Source organism: Bacillus infantis NRRL B-14911, assembly GCF_000473245.1.
GTDB lineage: Bacteria > Bacillota > Bacilli > Bacillales > Cytobacillaceae > Bacillus_AB > Bacillus_AB infantis.
Genome location: NC_022524.1, coordinates 4,802,007 through 4,817,920 on the forward strand (window position 1 = coordinate 4,802,007; position 15,914 = coordinate 4,817,920).

The window sequence follows — 15,914 nt, forward strand, 5'->3', positions numbered from 1 at the left end:
GGTCGGGTCCCTTGCATCAGGATGGCCAGAGGACCTTTTCCCCCGGCCTACCCTCAGCCTATCTTTGCGAGTTTCCAGGCATTTTTGCGAGTTTCCCTTTTGGAGGGTCAGATAGAACCCCTAGCTTACTCTCAGCGGCTCTTCTCTTCCACCCGGCCGCCTCTTCTCCTCAGCAGGCTCTTTTTTCAGCGCAATAAATAAAATCATCCCAATAATACAGGCCGTACCCACCCACTGAAAAACACCAAAAGGCTCCTTCAGCCAAAATACGGTTGTCAGAACAGCCGCAAGCGGCTCGACGCTGCCCAAAAGGCTGGTTTCCTTCGGCTGCAGGCTTTGCAGGCTTTCTATATAAAACCAAAAGGCAATCATCGTCCCAAAAAGGACCACAAAGGCTAAATACACATAAACTTCTCCCGTAAAGCTCAGAATGTCCATTCGCCAGGGAGGATGGACAAAGCTCAGCGCGAGCCCGCCAATCACCATTGCCCACCCGACAATGACAAGGGAATCGTATTCCTTAAGCAGCGGCACAGCATACAGCGTATAAAAGGCCAAAGCCGCCCCGGACAAAACTCCCCATACGACCGCTGGCACCGGCACAGATAAATGCGAGATGGAGCCGTTCGTCAGCAAGAAGAAGCTTCCGAACAAAGCCAAAGCGATGGTCAGCAAATCTCCCCGCGTCAGCACCGTTTGTTTGCGGAGGACCAGGTATAAGATGATCATCACAGGGGCCAAATACTGCAGAAGCGTTGCCACCGCAGCATTTCCATGCTCAATCGATGCCATATAGGTGTATTGGACAGCAAGCATTCCGAGCAGACCAAAAATAATCAAACGAAGAGCCGAACTCTTCTTTTTCCACACACCAAGGATCTGGGCACGATCTTTTGCAAAGTATTGGACGGCTAAAAGCAAAACCCCTGCAATGAGCAGCCGGACGGTCACCAGCCAATCCACATCAATCTGAAAATCCTGAAAAAGCTTCTTGGCCGCTGTACCGCCAATTCCCCAAAACATCGCGCCCGTCATAACAAGAAGTATTCCCTTACGCCTGTCCATGCTTGATTCTCCACCTTTCAAAGGCCATGGGGACAGGTCCTCTGGCCCAAAATGGGCCAAGGGACCTGTCCCCCCGGCCCAACTCCGTCTTAATAACCCAGCCTATAAACAATCTCCCCATCAATCACCCGGCCGTCAGCCTCAAATCCAAGCTTTTCATACATTTCCTTCGCCCGGTCGTTCTCCGGCTCAAAGCTTAAATAGATCACTTGGTGGTCCTTGTCCTCCTTAATCAGCTCAATCAGCTTCTCCATCGCCGCTTTCCCATAGCCTTTGGACTGATATTTGGCGTCAATCATCAATCGGTAGATCCAATATTCCTTATCGTCAAAATCCATGCAGTACATCGTAAATCCTACCAGCTTTTCCTCATGGTAGATTGCCAGGCAGTTGCACTCTGGAAATGCCTTCGCCTGTGCCAGCGAGAACAGATTCGTTGCGACAAATGACTTTTGCTCTTCAGCTACCTTTAAATCAATCACATCAAAAAAATTATGTCTGTCTACTTCTTTTAAAAAAATCATCATATCTCCCTGCATTTATGTATTTTGCTTTGTTCCGCTGACAAACTCTTGTATGACCCGCTTATGCTCATCCTCCCGCTCCGTAAAATCCCCGTTTGTATATTCATCTATCACACACCGCCAAAACCCTTGGGCGGGCTTGTTTTTCTCGATCTGGAAAATCTCCCACCTGCCTTTATGCAGCCCAAAGATATCCTTCGCCACCTGCTTCCCAAGGCCTTCCCGGCGGTATTTTTTTAAAATAAAAAACTCGTTGATGGAAAGAGCCTGGCTGTCTTCTGTCACCAGCACAAAACCGGCATAGCGCTCATCCAGCTTAATTATATAGGGGAAATGGCCCTCTTCCGTCCAATAGCCGCTCAGCGGATACTCGCTGAATCTTCCATTCTCTTCGACATATGCATCGATAAACTCGGAAAAGTCATAAATATAAAACTGCAATAAATTCTGGAGCGCTTCCTCATGCTCCGCTCCTGCTTTGATGATTTCGTATTCCATCCCTTTGCACTCCTCTGGCCGGCATCTTCTGTATATTCACCGCTCCATAAGCGAAATCCTGCTATACAAAAAAGATAAGCCAGGGGGACAGGTCCCATGGCCCAAAACGGGCCACGGGACCTGTCCCCCCGGCTCTTTTACACTTTCAATGTCCGCTTCAAAAATTCCCTGGTCCGCTCCTGATCAGGGTTATTGAAGATCTGTTCAGGACTTCCTTCTTCCGCAATGACTCCTTTGTCCATAAAGACGACGCGGTCGGATACTTCTTTAGCGAATTCCATTTCATGGGTAACGATCAGCATCGTTTGACCGGAACCGGCCAGTTCCTTCATGACTTTCAGGACTTCTCCCACCATCTCCGGGTCAAGGGCCGATGTCGGCTCATCGAACAGCATCACATCAGGCTCCATGGACAGTGCCCGCGCAATGGCGACACGCTGCTTTTGCCCGCCTGACAACTGCCTTGGCTTGGCATTGACATATTGATCCATGCCCACCACTTTCAAATATTTCATGGCGACTTTTTCCGCTTCTTCCTTAGAGCGTTTCAGCACCTTGACCTGGCCAACCACACAATTATTCAGGACATTATGATTATTGAAGAGGTTGAATTGCTGGAACACCATCCCTAAGTTCTGGCGGTAAGCAAAAATATCATGCTTATCGTCGAGGATGTTCTCGCCATTATAGATAATCTGGCCGCCGCTTGGCTTCTCCAGCAGGTTAATGCAGCGAAGGAGGGTCGATTTCCCGGATCCCGAGGAGCCGATAATCGTGACCACCTCTCCTTTTCTGACTGAAAAATCAATGTCCTTCAATACCAGATTTGTGCCGAAGGATTTGCTTAAGTGCTGAACTTCAATGACTTTTTCCATAGCCGCTCCCCCTTCCCTTACAGATTATTTTCACCTTTGCCCAGCAAATCGAAATTGTCAGGGCCGTCTAATTTCCGTTCAAAATAACGCAGGATTCTTGTAACAATGAATGTCATGACAAAATAAATCACGCATGCCACAAAGAATGACTCAAAGTATCTAAAATTATTCCCTGCTACTGATTTGGTCATAAAGTATAGTTCCGATACTGATATAACATTAAGGACAGATGTGTCTTTGATATTGATGACAAAGTGGTTGCCTGTTGCCGGCAAGATATTGCGGATGACCTGCGGGAGCACGACATTCCACATCGTCTGATAATGATTCATCCCGATGGCCTGGGCTGCTTCAAACTGCCCTTTATCAATGGAAACAATTCCGCCTCGGACGATTTCAGCCATATAGGCCCCTGTATTGATGGATACAACAATGATGGCCGCTGCCAGGACATTGATGTCAACGCCGAATGCCAAAGCAGATCCATAATAAATGACCATCGCCTGGACGATCATTGGTGTTCCGCGGAAAAATTCGATATATACTGAAAGGACGAAATTAATCACCTTCAGCAAGATTTTTTTGGGTCCGCGCTCTGGTGCCGGGATGGTCCGGACCACTCCCGCCAATAAGCCAATGCCGGCTCCGATGATAGTTCCGATCAAGGAAATAAGAAGCGTGATCCCAGCTCCCCGAAGGAACATCGGCCAGTTTTCAGAGATGATTCTAACGATCCAATCGAAGCTCATCTTTCTCCCCCTCTATATTCATCATAAAACCGACTGTAAGCTTACAGCCGGCTCTATGCGTTTCTTATTGTGCTGCTGGTTGGTTCTGGATGGCTTCATCCATGATAGTGGTACGCTCTTCTTCTGAAATGCCTTTTAAAATCTCGTTGATTTTCTCTGTGAGTTCACTGCCCTTTTCAAGCCCGACAGCGATTGCTGTATCATCTTCGGAAGTTTCGAATCCTTCCTCAAAATCAACCATCGCAAAATTGTCATTGGCAGCAGAAGCACTGACTGCCTCAGGACGCTCAGACACGTATCCATCAATGATTCCGGATTCCAATGCAACCCTCATCGCAGGGAAATTGTCCATCGCTGTTTCTTTGGACACACCATCGATCTGGTCAATCACGGAATAGTGGAATGTATTCAATTGAGCTGTGATTTTAGCTCCGTTAAAGTCATTGAGGCTAGTCGCGTTTTCGTATTTTCCGCCTTTTTTCACGACCATAACTAGCTGGGAGTTATAGTAGTTCTCAGAGAAATCGATCGTCTCTTTGCGCTCTGCCGTTGGCGACATCCCCGCAATGATGGCATCGATCTTGCCTGACGTCAGCGCCGGCACAAGGCCATCCCATTCTGTCTTAACGATTTCTAATTCCTTGCCAAGCCCGTCAGCGATCTTCTTTGCAATTTCAACATCATAGCCGCCCGCATATTCAGCAGAGCCTTTGATTTTTACACCGCCATTGGAATCATCTTTCTGCGTCCAGTTGAACGGAGCGTAGCCTGCCTCCAGGCCAACCTTGAACGTATCACTTTCCGATGACCCTGAATCTGAACCTGAACTTGTGCTTGATCCGCAGCCGGCCAGCAAAAGGACTGCCGAAAGCATACCCGCTAAAAATAATGAAGCTTTTTTCATGTTTTCTCCCCCTATATTTGTATGATGAGAACAAAATAAAAACGACCTAAGATTAACTTAGGTCGTTATATACATATGCCCATAAGTCCTCTTTTTTTCCCTAAATGAGATAGCACAACTCAATAAGCCGGGAAGCCCATTGAGACAGTCCTGCAGCTCTTAACTGCAGACCCAGCAGGCAATACTGAGATATATGTGCCCGCTTCGGCGATATTTCCTTCTCCCTAGCATCATCGCTTCTCAAGCTCCGCTAAAGACTGTTAAACACCGCGCCTCTACCTCACTGGTAAAGTGAGGTCTTATTTAATTTTCTCTAATAGTCTACAACTATATAAATAATCTGTCAATCCTTCGTCCTGGGCACTATGTCAGGTATGATTTTCCTGGAGGTACCAATTCAAGCAGGTATTATTGCCGCAGATGATAGCTTCCCATTTGCTGGACCGGATGATGTGCTCTATATCAGTCTCTTTGGCCAGAAACAGTGTGATGAAAGAATCTATTACACTCATAAAAGCGTAATCCATCTGCTGATCGGTGATGATCAGCTCCGCATTTGAAAGCCCGAGAATCCCTAAAGGAGCAGCTTCCTTTAACGGCATGGAACCTTCTGTCAACGGGATGGGGCTGGAATAATAAATGCTTTCCGCCTGCTTTGACCCAAGAACATTCAACAGACTCCCCAACAGAAATACAGATGTCTGGTCCTCTGGCGGCAAATAAAGGTCCGGATCCATATAATTATCCAGAGCTTCGGCTAAATCCTTCCGTGCATACTCTTTCCTCAATCCCACAATCGCCGTCTGCAGGGCGAGTGCCAGTTCATCAAGTGAATTCAGCCCGCTGTCCTTCATCACCTTTTGCCATGGTACAGGCTGGCCTTTTTCCAGGGCCTCTTCTCCACTTAAAAAAACGTCCTCTGAATCAGGCTGTGCCGCTGTCCAGCCGGCAGGCATCCTGACAAAGGGATGAAGCAGGATCGCACAGGACCTGAACGGTGCCGGGAGCTGTCCGAGAATTGGGGAACAGTGATCCAGCCATAAGTAATTTAACATAGACTGCCACCTCGCTTTTATTCGTTCACTTATTAAACGAAGGAGCGAGGAAAAGGTAACACAAAATGGTGACAGGCCAGGGGGACAGGTCCCTTGGCCCAAACGGGCCAGAGGACCTGTCCCCCCGGCTCAATTTTTCCTTAGCTGAACCTGGTCAATTCATTATTTACCAGGTTCCGCTTTCCGGCCAGCTGGCCATCGGGGTCCAGTCCCCAGACAGAAATCAGGACTCTGTCACTGGAAGGGAAGAACCTGAGTTCAAATAAATCAAAGTTGGCATAATAGGTTCTTGTGATGGTGGAGCCCGGTGAGCTTTCCGGCGCAAGCGGGTTCAGCTCCAGCACATAGAGATTCTGGGTGTCAGTCAGATAATAGCCCTCGATCCTGACCGTTTCTTCCGTGTCACTGACGTTCTCAATTACAACATACAGCTGGCTAATCGGCCGGTCTGCTGAGGGCAGGTTGGCAATCGGCCCGGTAGTAACGAACGGCACTCCAGGCGGCACCCGCAGGAAAGGAATGAACTCAACCGGGCCCGGCCCTCCGATGTCATCCCCGCCAGGTGTGTTCGGCCCGGCAGGTCCCCAGTAATTGTTTTCCGCATTGACAGTTACAGCAGAGGCGTTGAATAACCCCCACTCTTCATTGCCGCTGAATGTATTAAGCTGAATCACTGGCGGTGTCACTGCAGTAGCCTCGACGAAGATGCCAATTCTGTTTTCTAGAATCTCGTTCCTTGTCACCACTTGTTCTGCCGGGCTTCCGAGCCTCATTCCGGCATCAGTGGCCCCTTTAACGGCATTTTCCGCGATTTCTACCCGGCCTCTTACTTCCGGGCTTGTCGCGATGCCTCTCTTCACATTGGCAGCACCTCCCTCAGGTGCCTCAATTCTATTCCCCCGTACAAGGACATTTGCCGTTTCTCTTTTCACAGCGACCGCAGTACTTTCTTCACTCAGGGCTTGAATATTGTAAACCCGGTTACCCTCAAGGGTTACGTCATTGGCAAGCTGCTGCTGAGAGGTGCCCTCAATAGAAATGCCAATGGCCGGTGCAGAGGCACTCGCATGCCTGATCTCAGAGATTTCATTATCAGCTGCCCGAAGCCTTTCTATCGCACTCGTCCTGATTCCATATGTCCCTTCAATTGCCTGCCGGGCCGGTGTTCCAATTTCCCTGATGATGTTTCCGAGAATCTCCACATCACTCGGCGCAACAGCCTGGTCTATTAATCGGGTCCTGACTCCAACAGCTTCCGCGGAACCGCTGTAAAGCGGATTTGTGATCGTAAAGCCCTCAAGAACCACATTGGCTGCAGAAATCTCCACCACAATATTACGCTCTTCTTCACTGTTTCCATTCAAAAACGTCACTTCAGGCCCTCCACTGGATCTTACTGTCAGCGGTTTATCAATCCTGATCAGTGTCGGACCTGTAATATCTGGTTCCTCATAGGTACCAGGGTTCACAGTAATAATATCTCCAGGCTCAGCTCCATCAATAAAATCCTGAATGCGCTGGCCCGGATTTACGATGAATTCAGTCATAATATTTCATCCTCCTTCCTTATAAAATATGCAAGGAGAGGGGGAGTGCTTGGACAAGGCACTATTAATTGCTTGTCTGTTAAAGAGTGCGACTGTAAAAACGGGTTCTGGTCCGACTGCTATTGCTAGAAAAAGAGACATATCCAGGGATATGCCTCTATTATGTACATCCACTTTCAATCCGTTAAATTTCCATTGCATTTTGCACGTAAAGCAGCTGAACCCCTCAAACTTCTAAAGTGGCGCAGACAGAAAAAGAGCCGGGATCATCCCCGGCTCTCGCCTCATTAATCTAAGTCTTCGATTGAATCAGCTTCCACGTAAGAAGGAACGACAAGTCCTGTTTTCGCGCCTTCAAGGTTTTCACCAAGGCGTTCCATATCGTCGCCATACTGATCAAGATAGTCTTTATGTGTCAGCGGCAGCCAGCCGGAAACGGTCGCATCTGCGTCGCCATTGGCCACAGCTGTAAACATTGGGCCTGCATCCAATTGAACCATTTCCACATTATAGCCGATGCTTTCGAGCACTTTCGCTACTACATTGGTGCTTGCAATCTCAGAATCCCACGCCACATAAGAAAGTGAGATATCTTCCCCGCTTACTTCCTCTGCGCCGTTTGTCCACTCGGCTACTTTATCGCTATTGTCTTTCACCCATGTGTCAGCAGCTTCGGCAGGATCTGTCCCTTCCTGGATTGCAACCATGACTTCACCGATATCATCATTTGTCCAGAAAAATTGGTCAAGCACTTTGTAAGCACTTGGCTGGTCTTCTTCCAGGCCTTTGCGTGTGAAGGTTTCGATTTTCTCTGCTTCACCGTAGATCCCTTTAGGGTCTTCCAGATATTTCAGATCATACTTAGCGAACATCCAGTGCGGCGTCCAGCCAGTTACGATGATAGGCTCTTCATCTTTGATGGCGTTGTCCAGCTCAGCAGCCATAGCAGCCGAAGAAGATTCAACCAGTGTATAGTCTTCCAGATTATCATACTCTTCCAATGCTTTATTGGTTGCCGACATGATTCCGGCACCAGGCTCGATGCCAGTGATTTTGTAATCCACTCCATCACCGATCGTGCTGCCTTCCTCTGAATCTTGAGAATCATTTCCGCAGGCAGCCAATCCGACAGACAATGCAAGGATTGAAGCCAACCCGGCCATACGCAATTTTTTCATTGTGATACTTCCCCCTTAGTTTTTAGTGATTCTTATATTTTGAGAAATCCGGTCAAGCACGATCGCCAGGATGACGATGGCGAGACCAGCTTCAAAACCTGTACCGACTTTCAGCTGGGTCACGGCACGGTACACATCTGCACCCAGTCCCGGCGCACCTACAAGGGATGCGATAACAACCATGGATAGAGCAAGCATGATGCTTTGGTTGATTCCGGCCATGATGGTGTTCATTGCCAATGGCAGCTGAACCTTGAATAACTTCTGGCTTGGCGTTGAGCCAAATGCGTCAGATGCTTCTACAAGATCCTCCGGCACCTGGCGAATTCCGAGATTGGTCAATCGGATCGTTGGCGGCATCGAGAAGATGACGGAAGCAATGATACCTGGTACGACCCCGATCCCAAAGAAAATGATGGCCGGGATCAAATATACAAAGGCCGGCATCGTCTGCATAAAGTCAAGGATCGGCGTAAGGATGCTTTGCGCACGGTCGCTTTGTGAAATCCAGATTCCAATAGGAATTCCTATGATGATCGATATAATGACCGATGCCAGGACAAGGGCAAGCGTATCGATCGTTCCATCCCAATAGCCGAGATTATCAATCAGCAATAAACCTATAGCGGTAAATAATGCTATCGTCCAGCGGCTTACCCACCAGGCCAAGCCTGCAAAAATCAAAATCAGCAGCAGTGCCGGTATCGATTCCAATACCATGACAAAGAATTCAACAACTGCTCCGATTCCATCTGTCAGGATGTCAAAGAACGGGCCCAGAATGTCTTTGATCCAGCTGACCGCACTATCTACCCAGCTGGCTAACGGAAGCTTCGGCAAAAATGTCATATGCTTTCCACCTCATTTCCCTGAACATCTGCATTCAGATCAGACTCCAGCCCTGCAAGTGCACCAAGTACAGCGCCCCTTACAATGACTCCCTTGAGCCGTCCTTCCTCATTGATGACAGGCAGCGGCAGTACAGCCGTAGCCACCTGCTCGAACAAGTCTACGAGAAGGGTCTCCGGTTTAATGGAATCGAGATCAGTAATGAGGATCTCTTCTAGGGTCTGCTGGTTCTTGACGGCAGCTGAAGCAGCTTCGATTGTGACGGTGCCGAGGAGCTTCTGCTTGCTGTCAACAACGAACAGATGGGATATCCCTTCATTTTTCATGACCTTCACAGCCACACGCGGACCGCGGTCGATGCGCACCATTTCAGGGCGTTTCATGACATGCTCTGCCGTTAGGACCTTCGAGAGGTCAACGTCTTCAACAAACCGCTCCACATATTCATTGGCAGGGTTTGTCATGATTTCTTCAGGCGTACCGATCTGGACGATGTTCCCATCCTTCATCAGAGCAATTCGGTCGCCGATGCGGAGAGCTTCATCAAGATCATGGGTGATGAAAACGATCGTTTTCTCCATCTTTTCCTGCAGTTCAAGCAATTCGTTCTGCATATCTTTGCGGATCAATGGATCGAGCGCACTGAACGCTTCATCCATCAGCAGGATGTCAGGGTCATTCGCAAGGGCACGGGCCAGGCCTACACGCTGCTGCATACCGCCGCTCAGTTCGCTCGGATAGCTGTTTTCATATCCTTTAAGGCCGACAAGCTCTAATGACTCCATTGCCTTCTGTCTGCATGCGGACTTTTCTGCTCCTTGGATTTCAAGGCCGTATTCAGTATTTTCGAGAACAGTTCGGTGAGGGAATAATGCGAAGCGCTGGAATACCATGCTCAGTTTCTTCCGTCTTACTTCCCGCAGCTCTTGGGGGTTGAGCTTAACGATGTTCTTTCCATCAATATGTACTTCTCCATCGGTTGGGTCGATCAGCCGATTCAGCATCCGGACCAATGTGGATTTTCCGCTCCCGGATAATCCCATAATGACGAATATCTCCCCGGCATACACATCGAAGCTCGCTTTATTGACACCGACAGTCATTCCAGTCTTTTCAAGTATCTCCCGCTTTGATTTCCCCTCATTCAGGAGTCTGACTCCCTGATGGGGCGATTTACCAAAGACTTTCGTAACGTTTTGGACGCTTATTTTCTTTTCAGCCATAAATCCACCTCTAAACTTTGTTTATACATGACGATTTCTGTCGAATCGAACTGTTTTTCCAGCGTACTTAAAAAGTATAAGGGACTTTAGTTGCATACAACAAACCTATAAATCCATCAAATTCCATCAATAAAGTACGTACAGTTTGAACTGTACGTACTAAATTATCTTATTCTTAGATTTCTTCTGATATGCTCCCTTTTCCTCAACTTGCATTTACTTTACTTTAGTGGGTTCAAACTTTAAAATGAATCAAGATGAATGGATTAGCATAATTATCCTCTCATTTGTGACTAGAATGGTGGTGTATCATGCATAACGAAGAATTGGTCGCACAGGCACGGGAGAGAGTCATTGAATCTGTCGCGAGAAACATGCATTTATACGGAGTTCCCGCCTCTATCGGGCGTATCTATGGAACCCTCTATTTTGAAAATAAACCCATGACATTGGATGAATTGAAGGAAGAGCTCGAAATGAGCAAAACCAGTATGTCCACTGGTGTCAGGACCCTGCTGGAATTAAATATGGTTGAAAAGGTCTGGCGAAAAGGAGAAAGAAAAGATTTATACCAGGTCAAAGGGGATTGGTACCAGAATTTCATCGATCGCTTTTGTACGCAATGGAGAAAAGGAACCCAGATGAACCTGGATGCCTCGCTTAGATCACTTAAGGACCTCGAAGAAGTCCTATCACATACAGAAGATGATGAAACGGTAAAGAAAGCCGAAAACCATCTTCAAAAGATCACTTACGCCATTGAATACTATACCTGGCTCAACAAAGTCATCGATCTTTTTGAATCAAGGGAGATCTTTGAACTGACAAAGTCTGAGGATGAAAAAAAGGAAGAGTAGATGCTCTCCAAAAAGGTGCCTGCCCCCTGATGGGGCAGGCACCTTTTTGGATTAGGGGATCAGCGGCAGGCACTGGCTGGTTCAAGCCCTTTTCTGGAGCTGGATACACAGCTGGCGATAGGCATCTGATTCGTAGTCCATCCCTTTTTCATGGTAGGTTTTCGCCAGCCATTGCAGAGGTCTCGGATCAGCGGGCTTCAGCTCCATTTCCCAGCTGAAGCATTCAATCGCTTTATCCAGCTGGCTCAGTTCAAAATACAGCTCCCCAAGCTGCTGCATATCATCGGGATCTTCATAAAGCTTTTGCATCATATCAATTTTTTCAACTATCGCCAGCTTCTTATTCTTGTCTTTTAATGGCTTCAGCCAATTTTGGATATATGGCAGCTCATGAGTATTCAGCAGCGATATGACAAACTTTTTAAGGAGCTTGTCAGCTTTTTCAGGGAATCTGCTGATATATCGCTTGATGAGGGGATACAGCAGTTCAGGCTGGACAGGCTGAGTGTCCGGCTCCCACTCTTCCAGCATTTCCCCAACGGCATATATCTGAGAGTCATCCAGCTGAAAAGCATTGGTTTTCATCAGTTTGAAAACTTTATCAGCAGCATGGTTTTGTATATATTTTTCTAATAGATCCTTTTGCAATGGAAGGAAGGCAGGCAATTGAAAAGATAAGGACTCTTGAATGTGGAGGGAATCTATTTCTGTATGCTGAGCTAGCAATCTTAAAAGATGGGCATAGCAGTCAGGTGAAGGTGACGCTATGAGTTTTTGTATGGATAAGGCGATGAGGTCCATCCAGCGGGACTCTTTTTCCAGCCGGTCAATAAGCTGCTGGAAGCATACTTCGTCCTCCCTCTGGGAATAGAGTGTTTTTTCTGCAAAGATGGGATCTTTGGCAAACAGTTTCTCAGGCTTTTCACTGTACTGCCAGGCATATTTACTGAAGATCATATCATTGCTATGCGAAACAGCCAGACTCGTTTTTGGGGCAAACTCCATGATCAGGCGGATCATCTGATAGCCTGAAAAATAGTCTCCATTGCGGCGGTATTCATAATAGACGGATTTAATTTCATTGAACAGATCCCTTTTGGGTATCAGTGATTCGAAAAAGGTAAGAATAAATGACTTTTCCTGGGGGGTGTATTGCCTTTCCAGCTTTTTTAGCAGCTGCTTAAAGCTGATGCATTGGCAAGGGTGATTAGAAGAAAGCAGTATTTTGATAAGCGGGTGGGGACTTTCGAAGACTATGCCTTTTTTAAAGGCGTGTTCAATGTAAGAATGGCGGCGGAGTTTCGTGGTTTTCACCGCTGAGAGGAAATGATATTTATAAAAGATAAGATAATAAACTTCATTCTTTTCACTGAACGCTTCAATTATCTGACCTTGCAGATAGAATGCTGCCCGCTCCGCTTTTAGACTGATCTGTTTTTTATGATCATAAAGCAAGAATTGATCCTGTCTCATTTCAAATCCCCCCTTATTTCTCCTGTAAACAATAACTGATCTGTATAAAATAACCCTCTATCAGTATTTTAGCATACGTATGCGCCACACCCTAACTTCGGGTCCTGGCATCCAAGTTCCTTCTTCCAAGACTGGAGCCCCATTGCCAGGTGCCCGCTGCCATTTTTCCGGGCCTCATCTGATGATTGGTCATTGCATAGATGCTAAGTGCTGCTTGGAAGCAAAATAAAAAACCTGCAGTGCAGGCCTATTTTTCCAGACGCAAGTCTTTCTTTCCTTCATCTATAAATTTCGGTTTTTGAAACACACTATTGCCGTCCTGCCGGCTTTTCTTTTGATACTCACTGAATCCGGAGATCTCTTTTTCTTCCCATATCCAACGTGTTTTCTTTTCTCCGCCGCTAACATAATACATATTATGGTTGATGCTGTTGCCTTCACTTTTCCTGAAAGGGCTGCTGATCAAAAGTCCCGATTCACCCGCAACCATGATATTATTCTTGATTGTATTATGTTTTGTATTGTATTGAATGAGCACTTGCCCGCCATCCTGATATTCCCTGTCATTCTTATACAGTACATTATCAGTAATGCTGGATTTAACCGTATTGCCTCTTTCCTCGTCATACCCGCCTATGGCAATGCCGGCACTTCTATTTTCAAAGATTATATTTTTGCGGATACTTATCCCGCTTGTCGACTTCCCTTTATGTTCACTGGCTGCTTCGATGCCGATATCATTCTGATAGACCCGGTTCTCCTCAATTGTTATATCCTTTCCTCCATCCACATAAATGCCGCCGGCTGTATAATGGGGGCCATATGCAGGGTTGCCGTAGCTCGATATCCCGCAGACGGTATTATGGCTGACAAGTCCATTCCTGGCCTGGTCATAAGCCTCCCGGGGCGATGTTCCTTCAAATCCGATCATATCAATTCCGATGTTATTACTCTGCCTGACGATATTTTTGGTCACTTTAAAATGGCTCACATTCCCGTTTAATACAATTGCTTCACTCCAGCCAAGCTTTAAGTCCTCTACGAGGTTCTCCGAAATCTCTATATCTTCAATTGCTTCCGGCGCCTTTGTTCCATAGACTGCAATCCCGTGGGCATTGCCGTTATCATGTAGCGTCTCAATATGGTGAACATGATTCCGCAAAATCCGGATACCCTTTCCGCTGCCGCTGACAGAGATGCCGATCGGCACCACATCTTCTTCCGCTGTTTTATAGTTTCTGACTTCAAACCCGTCAATCGTAATATAACTTTTATTATGGATGGATATCAGACCTTGGTTGTCCCCGTTTGCCTTAAGGCTTGTTCCGTCCAATACTGCTTTCTCTTTTTTATATGACTTAATCATAATAGGCGCATTCTTGGATCCGGATTCCCTGATAACAACCTGCTCCTTATAAATACCTTCTCTAACATAAACGACAGTTCCCGGCTCTGCTGAATCAACTGCCTTTTGTATGGTTTTTAAAGGCTTTTGCTTGCTTCCCGAATTTTTGTCGCTGCCGTCCGGCGACACATATAGAACTTTTTTCGGGGAAGTCCCTGTCTCCGTTTCATTGATGAACATTCCGATGGCCAAAAAAACCAGGATCAGCACCAGCCCTGCAACCCACTTATTCAATACTATTTCACTCCCGTCAGCTTCACTCCAGCCAGTCCCTTTTTAAGAAGAGGCATGGCAGCCTAGAAAATCAGCCTATTGCTATTTTCATCCTGCTTCATAATATCGGCAAAAACCTCATCCATTTCAATAGAAAAAAATTAAGCATAAACCGCCGGCTGCCGCTTTATGCATCCCTTCATCATAACTAGAAGCCCAACAGCGCATGCTATGGGTGCAAGCTGCCTTTTGAAAAATCCTAAAAGCACAGCAAAGTCACAGGAATCCTGAATCAACTGTGCCTGCTATACAATGTTCCTCCCAGTTTTCTGAATTCTAAATATTCTATTGACATCATCATCCATACCATATAAATTAATGATAGTGATAATTATTATCAATTACGTTCAGAGAAGGAAGGAAAAACAAGATGAATGCCAAACGAAGATTTTCTATTTTTACAACATTCCTGATCGCCTTGCTGACTTTTGCATTAGCTGGCTGTTCAGATGATCAATCAAATGGAAACTCAGAATCTGCCGGGAATTCCAACACAGATAAGGCTGAATCCGAAGAAGCTTCTGCTGAGTATCCAATCGTAATCAAACATGCTTTTGGCGAAACTACTATAGAAGAAAAACCTGAGCGCGTTGCTACGATTGCATGGTCGAACCATGACGTCGCTCTTGCTCTAGGCGTTGTGCCTGTAGGCTTCTCTGCTGCAAACTATGGTGTTCAGGATGACAGCGGGATGCTGCCTTGGACAGCGGATGCACTGAAAGAACTTGATGCCGATACCCCTGTTATTTTCCAGGATACTGACGGCCTTGATTTCGAAGCCATTGCTGATGTAAGCCCTGATGTGATCCTTGCGGCATACTCAGGCATCACTCAGGAAGAATATGATACACTAAGCGAAATTGCCCCAGTTGTTGCCTATCAGACAAGCCCTTGGGTGGCCTCATGGCGCGAGCAAGTAACCTATAATTCAATGGGCTTGGGCATGGAAGAAGAAGGCAAGCAGCTGATTGCCGATACAGAAAAACTGATTGCAGATAAAGTGAGCGAACATCCGGAGGTCAAAGGGAAGAAGGCTGCATTCGTAAGCTTTGATGCTTCTGATTTGTCCAAGTTTTATATCTACTCTCCAGCAGATCCGCGCGGTGCATTCCTTTCTGAGCTGGAGATGGAATATCCTGAAAGTCTCACAAGCCAAATGACTGATCCAAACAGCTTCTATATCGAAGTAAGTGCCGAAAATGCAGATATGCTGAACGATGCTGAAATTATCGTATCTTATGGAAATGATGAAACTCTTGCAGCCCTGCAGGCTGATCCTATCCTTGGAAAAATCCCTGCAGTAGAAAGAGGCTCTGTTGTCATCATCGGAGATAACACTCCGCTTGCAGCAGCAGGTACACCGAGCCCGCTCTCGATTGAATATTCCATTGACGAGTATCTGACATTGCTTTCAGAAGCTGCAGGCAAAGTTCAGTAAA

The 15,914-nt window shown here is 46.7% G+C and carries 15 protein-coding genes and 1 riboswitch; of the genes, 2 read left to right on the forward strand and 13 right to left on the reverse strand.

Annotated features, from left to right (window positions below; all coding sequences use genetic code 11):
• Positions 1-120 precede the first annotated feature (120 nt).
• The 11 genes from N288_RS23800 to proV all read right to left on the reverse strand — a co-directional run bounded on the left by N288_RS23800 (position 121) and on the right by proV (position 10,467).
• Positions 121-1,065 carry a DMT family transporter gene (locus N288_RS23800; protein ID WP_035402966.1) on the reverse strand — a complete coding sequence of 315 codons (945 nt, stop codon included), beginning with the start codon at positions 1,063-1,065 and terminating at the stop codon, positions 121-123.
• A gap of 89 nt (positions 1,066-1,154) precedes the next feature.
• A complete protein-coding gene (locus N288_RS23805) occupies positions 1,155-1,592 on the reverse strand; it encodes a GNAT family N-acetyltransferase (protein ID WP_232217706.1) in 438 nt (145 codons plus the stop codon).
• A 12-nt stretch (positions 1,593-1,604) separates the two neighbouring features.
• A complete protein-coding gene (locus N288_RS23810) occupies positions 1,605-2,087 on the reverse strand; it encodes a GNAT family N-acetyltransferase (RefSeq protein ID WP_009794660.1) in 483 nt (160 codons plus the stop codon).
• Positions 2,088-2,224: 137 nt separating this feature from the next.
• Entirely contained in the window at positions 2,225-2,962 is a 738-nt protein-coding gene (locus tag N288_RS23815; protein ID WP_009794661.1) for an amino acid ABC transporter ATP-binding protein, read from the reverse strand.
• Positions 2,963-2,979: 17 nt separating this feature from the next.
• Positions 2,980-3,711, reverse strand: a complete 732-nt coding sequence (locus N288_RS23820; RefSeq protein WP_009794662.1) for an amino acid ABC transporter permease — start codon at positions 3,709-3,711, stop codon at positions 2,980-2,982.
• A 64-nt stretch (positions 3,712-3,775) separates the two neighbouring features.
• Positions 3,776-4,615: a transporter substrate-binding domain-containing protein gene (locus N288_RS23825; protein WP_009794663.1), complete on the reverse strand. Its 840-nt coding sequence runs from the start codon at positions 4,613-4,615 to the stop codon at positions 3,776-3,778.
• Positions 4,616-4,717: 102 nt separating this feature from the next.
• Positions 4,718-4,901: riboswitch (Lysine riboswitch) on the reverse strand.
• Positions 4,902-4,983: 82 nt separating this feature from the next.
• The gene (locus N288_RS23830; protein WP_009794664.1) at positions 4,984-5,670 is read right to left on the reverse strand and encodes a DUF2711 domain-containing protein; all 687 of its coding nucleotides are present in this window, start codon (positions 5,668-5,670) and stop codon (positions 4,984-4,986) included.
• 140 nt (positions 5,671-5,810) lie between these two features.
• A complete protein-coding gene (locus tag N288_RS24450; protein ID WP_009794665.1) occupies positions 5,811-7,217 on the reverse strand; it encodes a right-handed parallel beta-helix repeat-containing protein in 1,407 nt (468 codons plus the stop codon).
• Positions 7,218-7,504: 287 nt separating this feature from the next.
• Positions 7,505-8,395, reverse strand: coding sequence for a glycine betaine ABC transporter substrate-binding protein (locus N288_RS23840; RefSeq protein ID WP_009794666.1), 891 nt, complete (start codon positions 8,393-8,395; stop codon positions 7,505-7,507).
• A gap of 15 nt (positions 8,396-8,410) precedes the next feature.
• Positions 8,411-9,244 carry an ABC transporter permease gene (locus N288_RS23845; protein WP_009794667.1) on the reverse strand — a complete coding sequence of 278 codons (834 nt, stop codon included), beginning with the start codon at positions 9,242-9,244 and terminating at the stop codon, positions 8,411-8,413.
• Positions 9,241-10,467 (reverse strand): glycine betaine/L-proline ABC transporter ATP-binding protein ProV, encoded by a 1,227-nt coding sequence (proV, locus tag N288_RS23850; RefSeq protein WP_009794668.1) that lies wholly within the window; start codon positions 10,465-10,467, stop codon positions 9,241-9,243. Before proV ends, N288_RS23845 begins: the two co-directional genes overlap by 4 nt.
• Before the next feature lie 311 nt (positions 10,468-10,778).
• Between proV and N288_RS23855 the strand changes: the two genes are divergently transcribed.
• On the forward strand, positions 10,779-11,324 hold the full coding sequence (locus N288_RS23855; RefSeq protein WP_009794669.1) for a GbsR/MarR family transcriptional regulator: 546 nt from the start codon (positions 10,779-10,781) through the stop codon (positions 11,322-11,324).
• Positions 11,325-11,405: 81 nt separating this feature from the next.
• On the opposite strand, the gene N288_RS23860 is transcribed toward N288_RS23855, so the two are convergent.
• Both N288_RS23860 and N288_RS23865 read right to left on the reverse strand, forming a co-directional pair.
• Positions 11,406-12,797, reverse strand: coding sequence for a hypothetical protein (locus tag N288_RS23860; RefSeq protein ID WP_009794670.1), 1,392 nt, complete (start codon positions 12,795-12,797; stop codon positions 11,406-11,408).
• Between the two features lie 247 nt (positions 12,798-13,044).
• The gene (locus N288_RS23865) at positions 13,045-14,436 is read right to left on the reverse strand and encodes a right-handed parallel beta-helix repeat-containing protein (RefSeq protein WP_009794671.1); all 1,392 of its coding nucleotides are present in this window, start codon (positions 14,434-14,436) and stop codon (positions 13,045-13,047) included.
• Between the two features lie 409 nt (positions 14,437-14,845).
• Here N288_RS23865 and N288_RS23870 point away from each other — a divergent pair, with 409 nt between their 5' ends.
• Positions 14,846-15,913: an iron-siderophore ABC transporter substrate-binding protein gene (locus N288_RS23870; protein ID WP_009794673.1), complete on the forward strand. Its 1,068-nt coding sequence runs from the start codon at positions 14,846-14,848 to the stop codon at positions 15,911-15,913.
• The last annotated feature ends 1 nt before the right edge of the window (position 15,914 follow it).

Coding starts and splice junctions, on each gene's coding strand:
- N288_RS23800 (WP_035402966.1), bottom strand. CDS start 1,065: ATGGACAGGCGTAAGGGAATACTTCTTGTTATGACGGGCGCGATGTTT.
- N288_RS23805 (WP_232217706.1), bottom strand. CDS start 1,592: ATGATGATTTTTTTAAAAGAAGTAGACAGACATAATTTTTTTGATGTG.
- N288_RS23810 (WP_009794660.1), bottom strand. CDS start 2,087: ATGGAATACGAAATCATCAAAGCAGGAGCGGAGCATGAGGAAGCGCTC.
- N288_RS23815 (WP_009794661.1), bottom strand. CDS start 2,962: ATGGAAAAAGTCATTGAAGTTCAGCACTTAAGCAAATCCTTCGGCACA.
- N288_RS23820 (WP_009794662.1), bottom strand. CDS start 3,711: ATGAGCTTCGATTGGATCGTTAGAATCATCTCTGAAAACTGGCCGATG.
- N288_RS23825 (WP_009794663.1), bottom strand. CDS start 4,615: ATGAAAAAAGCTTCATTATTTTTAGCGGGTATGCTTTCGGCAGTCCTT.
- N288_RS23830 (WP_009794664.1), bottom strand. CDS start 5,670: ATGTTAAATTACTTATGGCTGGATCACTGTTCCCCAATTCTCGGACAG.
- N288_RS24450 (WP_009794665.1), bottom strand. CDS start 7,217: ATGACTGAATTCATCGTAAATCCGGGCCAGCGCATTCAGGATTTTATT.
- N288_RS23840 (WP_009794666.1), bottom strand. CDS start 8,395: ATGAAAAAATTGCGTATGGCCGGGTTGGCTTCAATCCTTGCATTGTCT.
- N288_RS23845 (WP_009794667.1), bottom strand. CDS start 9,244: ATGACATTTTTGCCGAAGCTTCCGTTAGCCAGCTGGGTAGATAGTGCG.
- proV (WP_009794668.1), bottom strand. CDS start 10,467: ATGGCTGAAAAGAAAATAAGCGTCCAAAACGTTACGAAAGTCTTTGGT.
- N288_RS23855 (WP_009794669.1), top strand. CDS start 10,779: ATGCATAACGAAGAATTGGTCGCACAGGCACGGGAGAGAGTCATTGAA.
- N288_RS23860 (WP_009794670.1), bottom strand. CDS start 12,797: ATGAGACAGGATCAATTCTTGCTTTATGATCATAAAAAACAGATCAGT.
- N288_RS23870 (WP_009794673.1), top strand. CDS start 14,846: ATGAATGCCAAACGAAGATTTTCTATTTTTACAACATTCCTGATCGCC.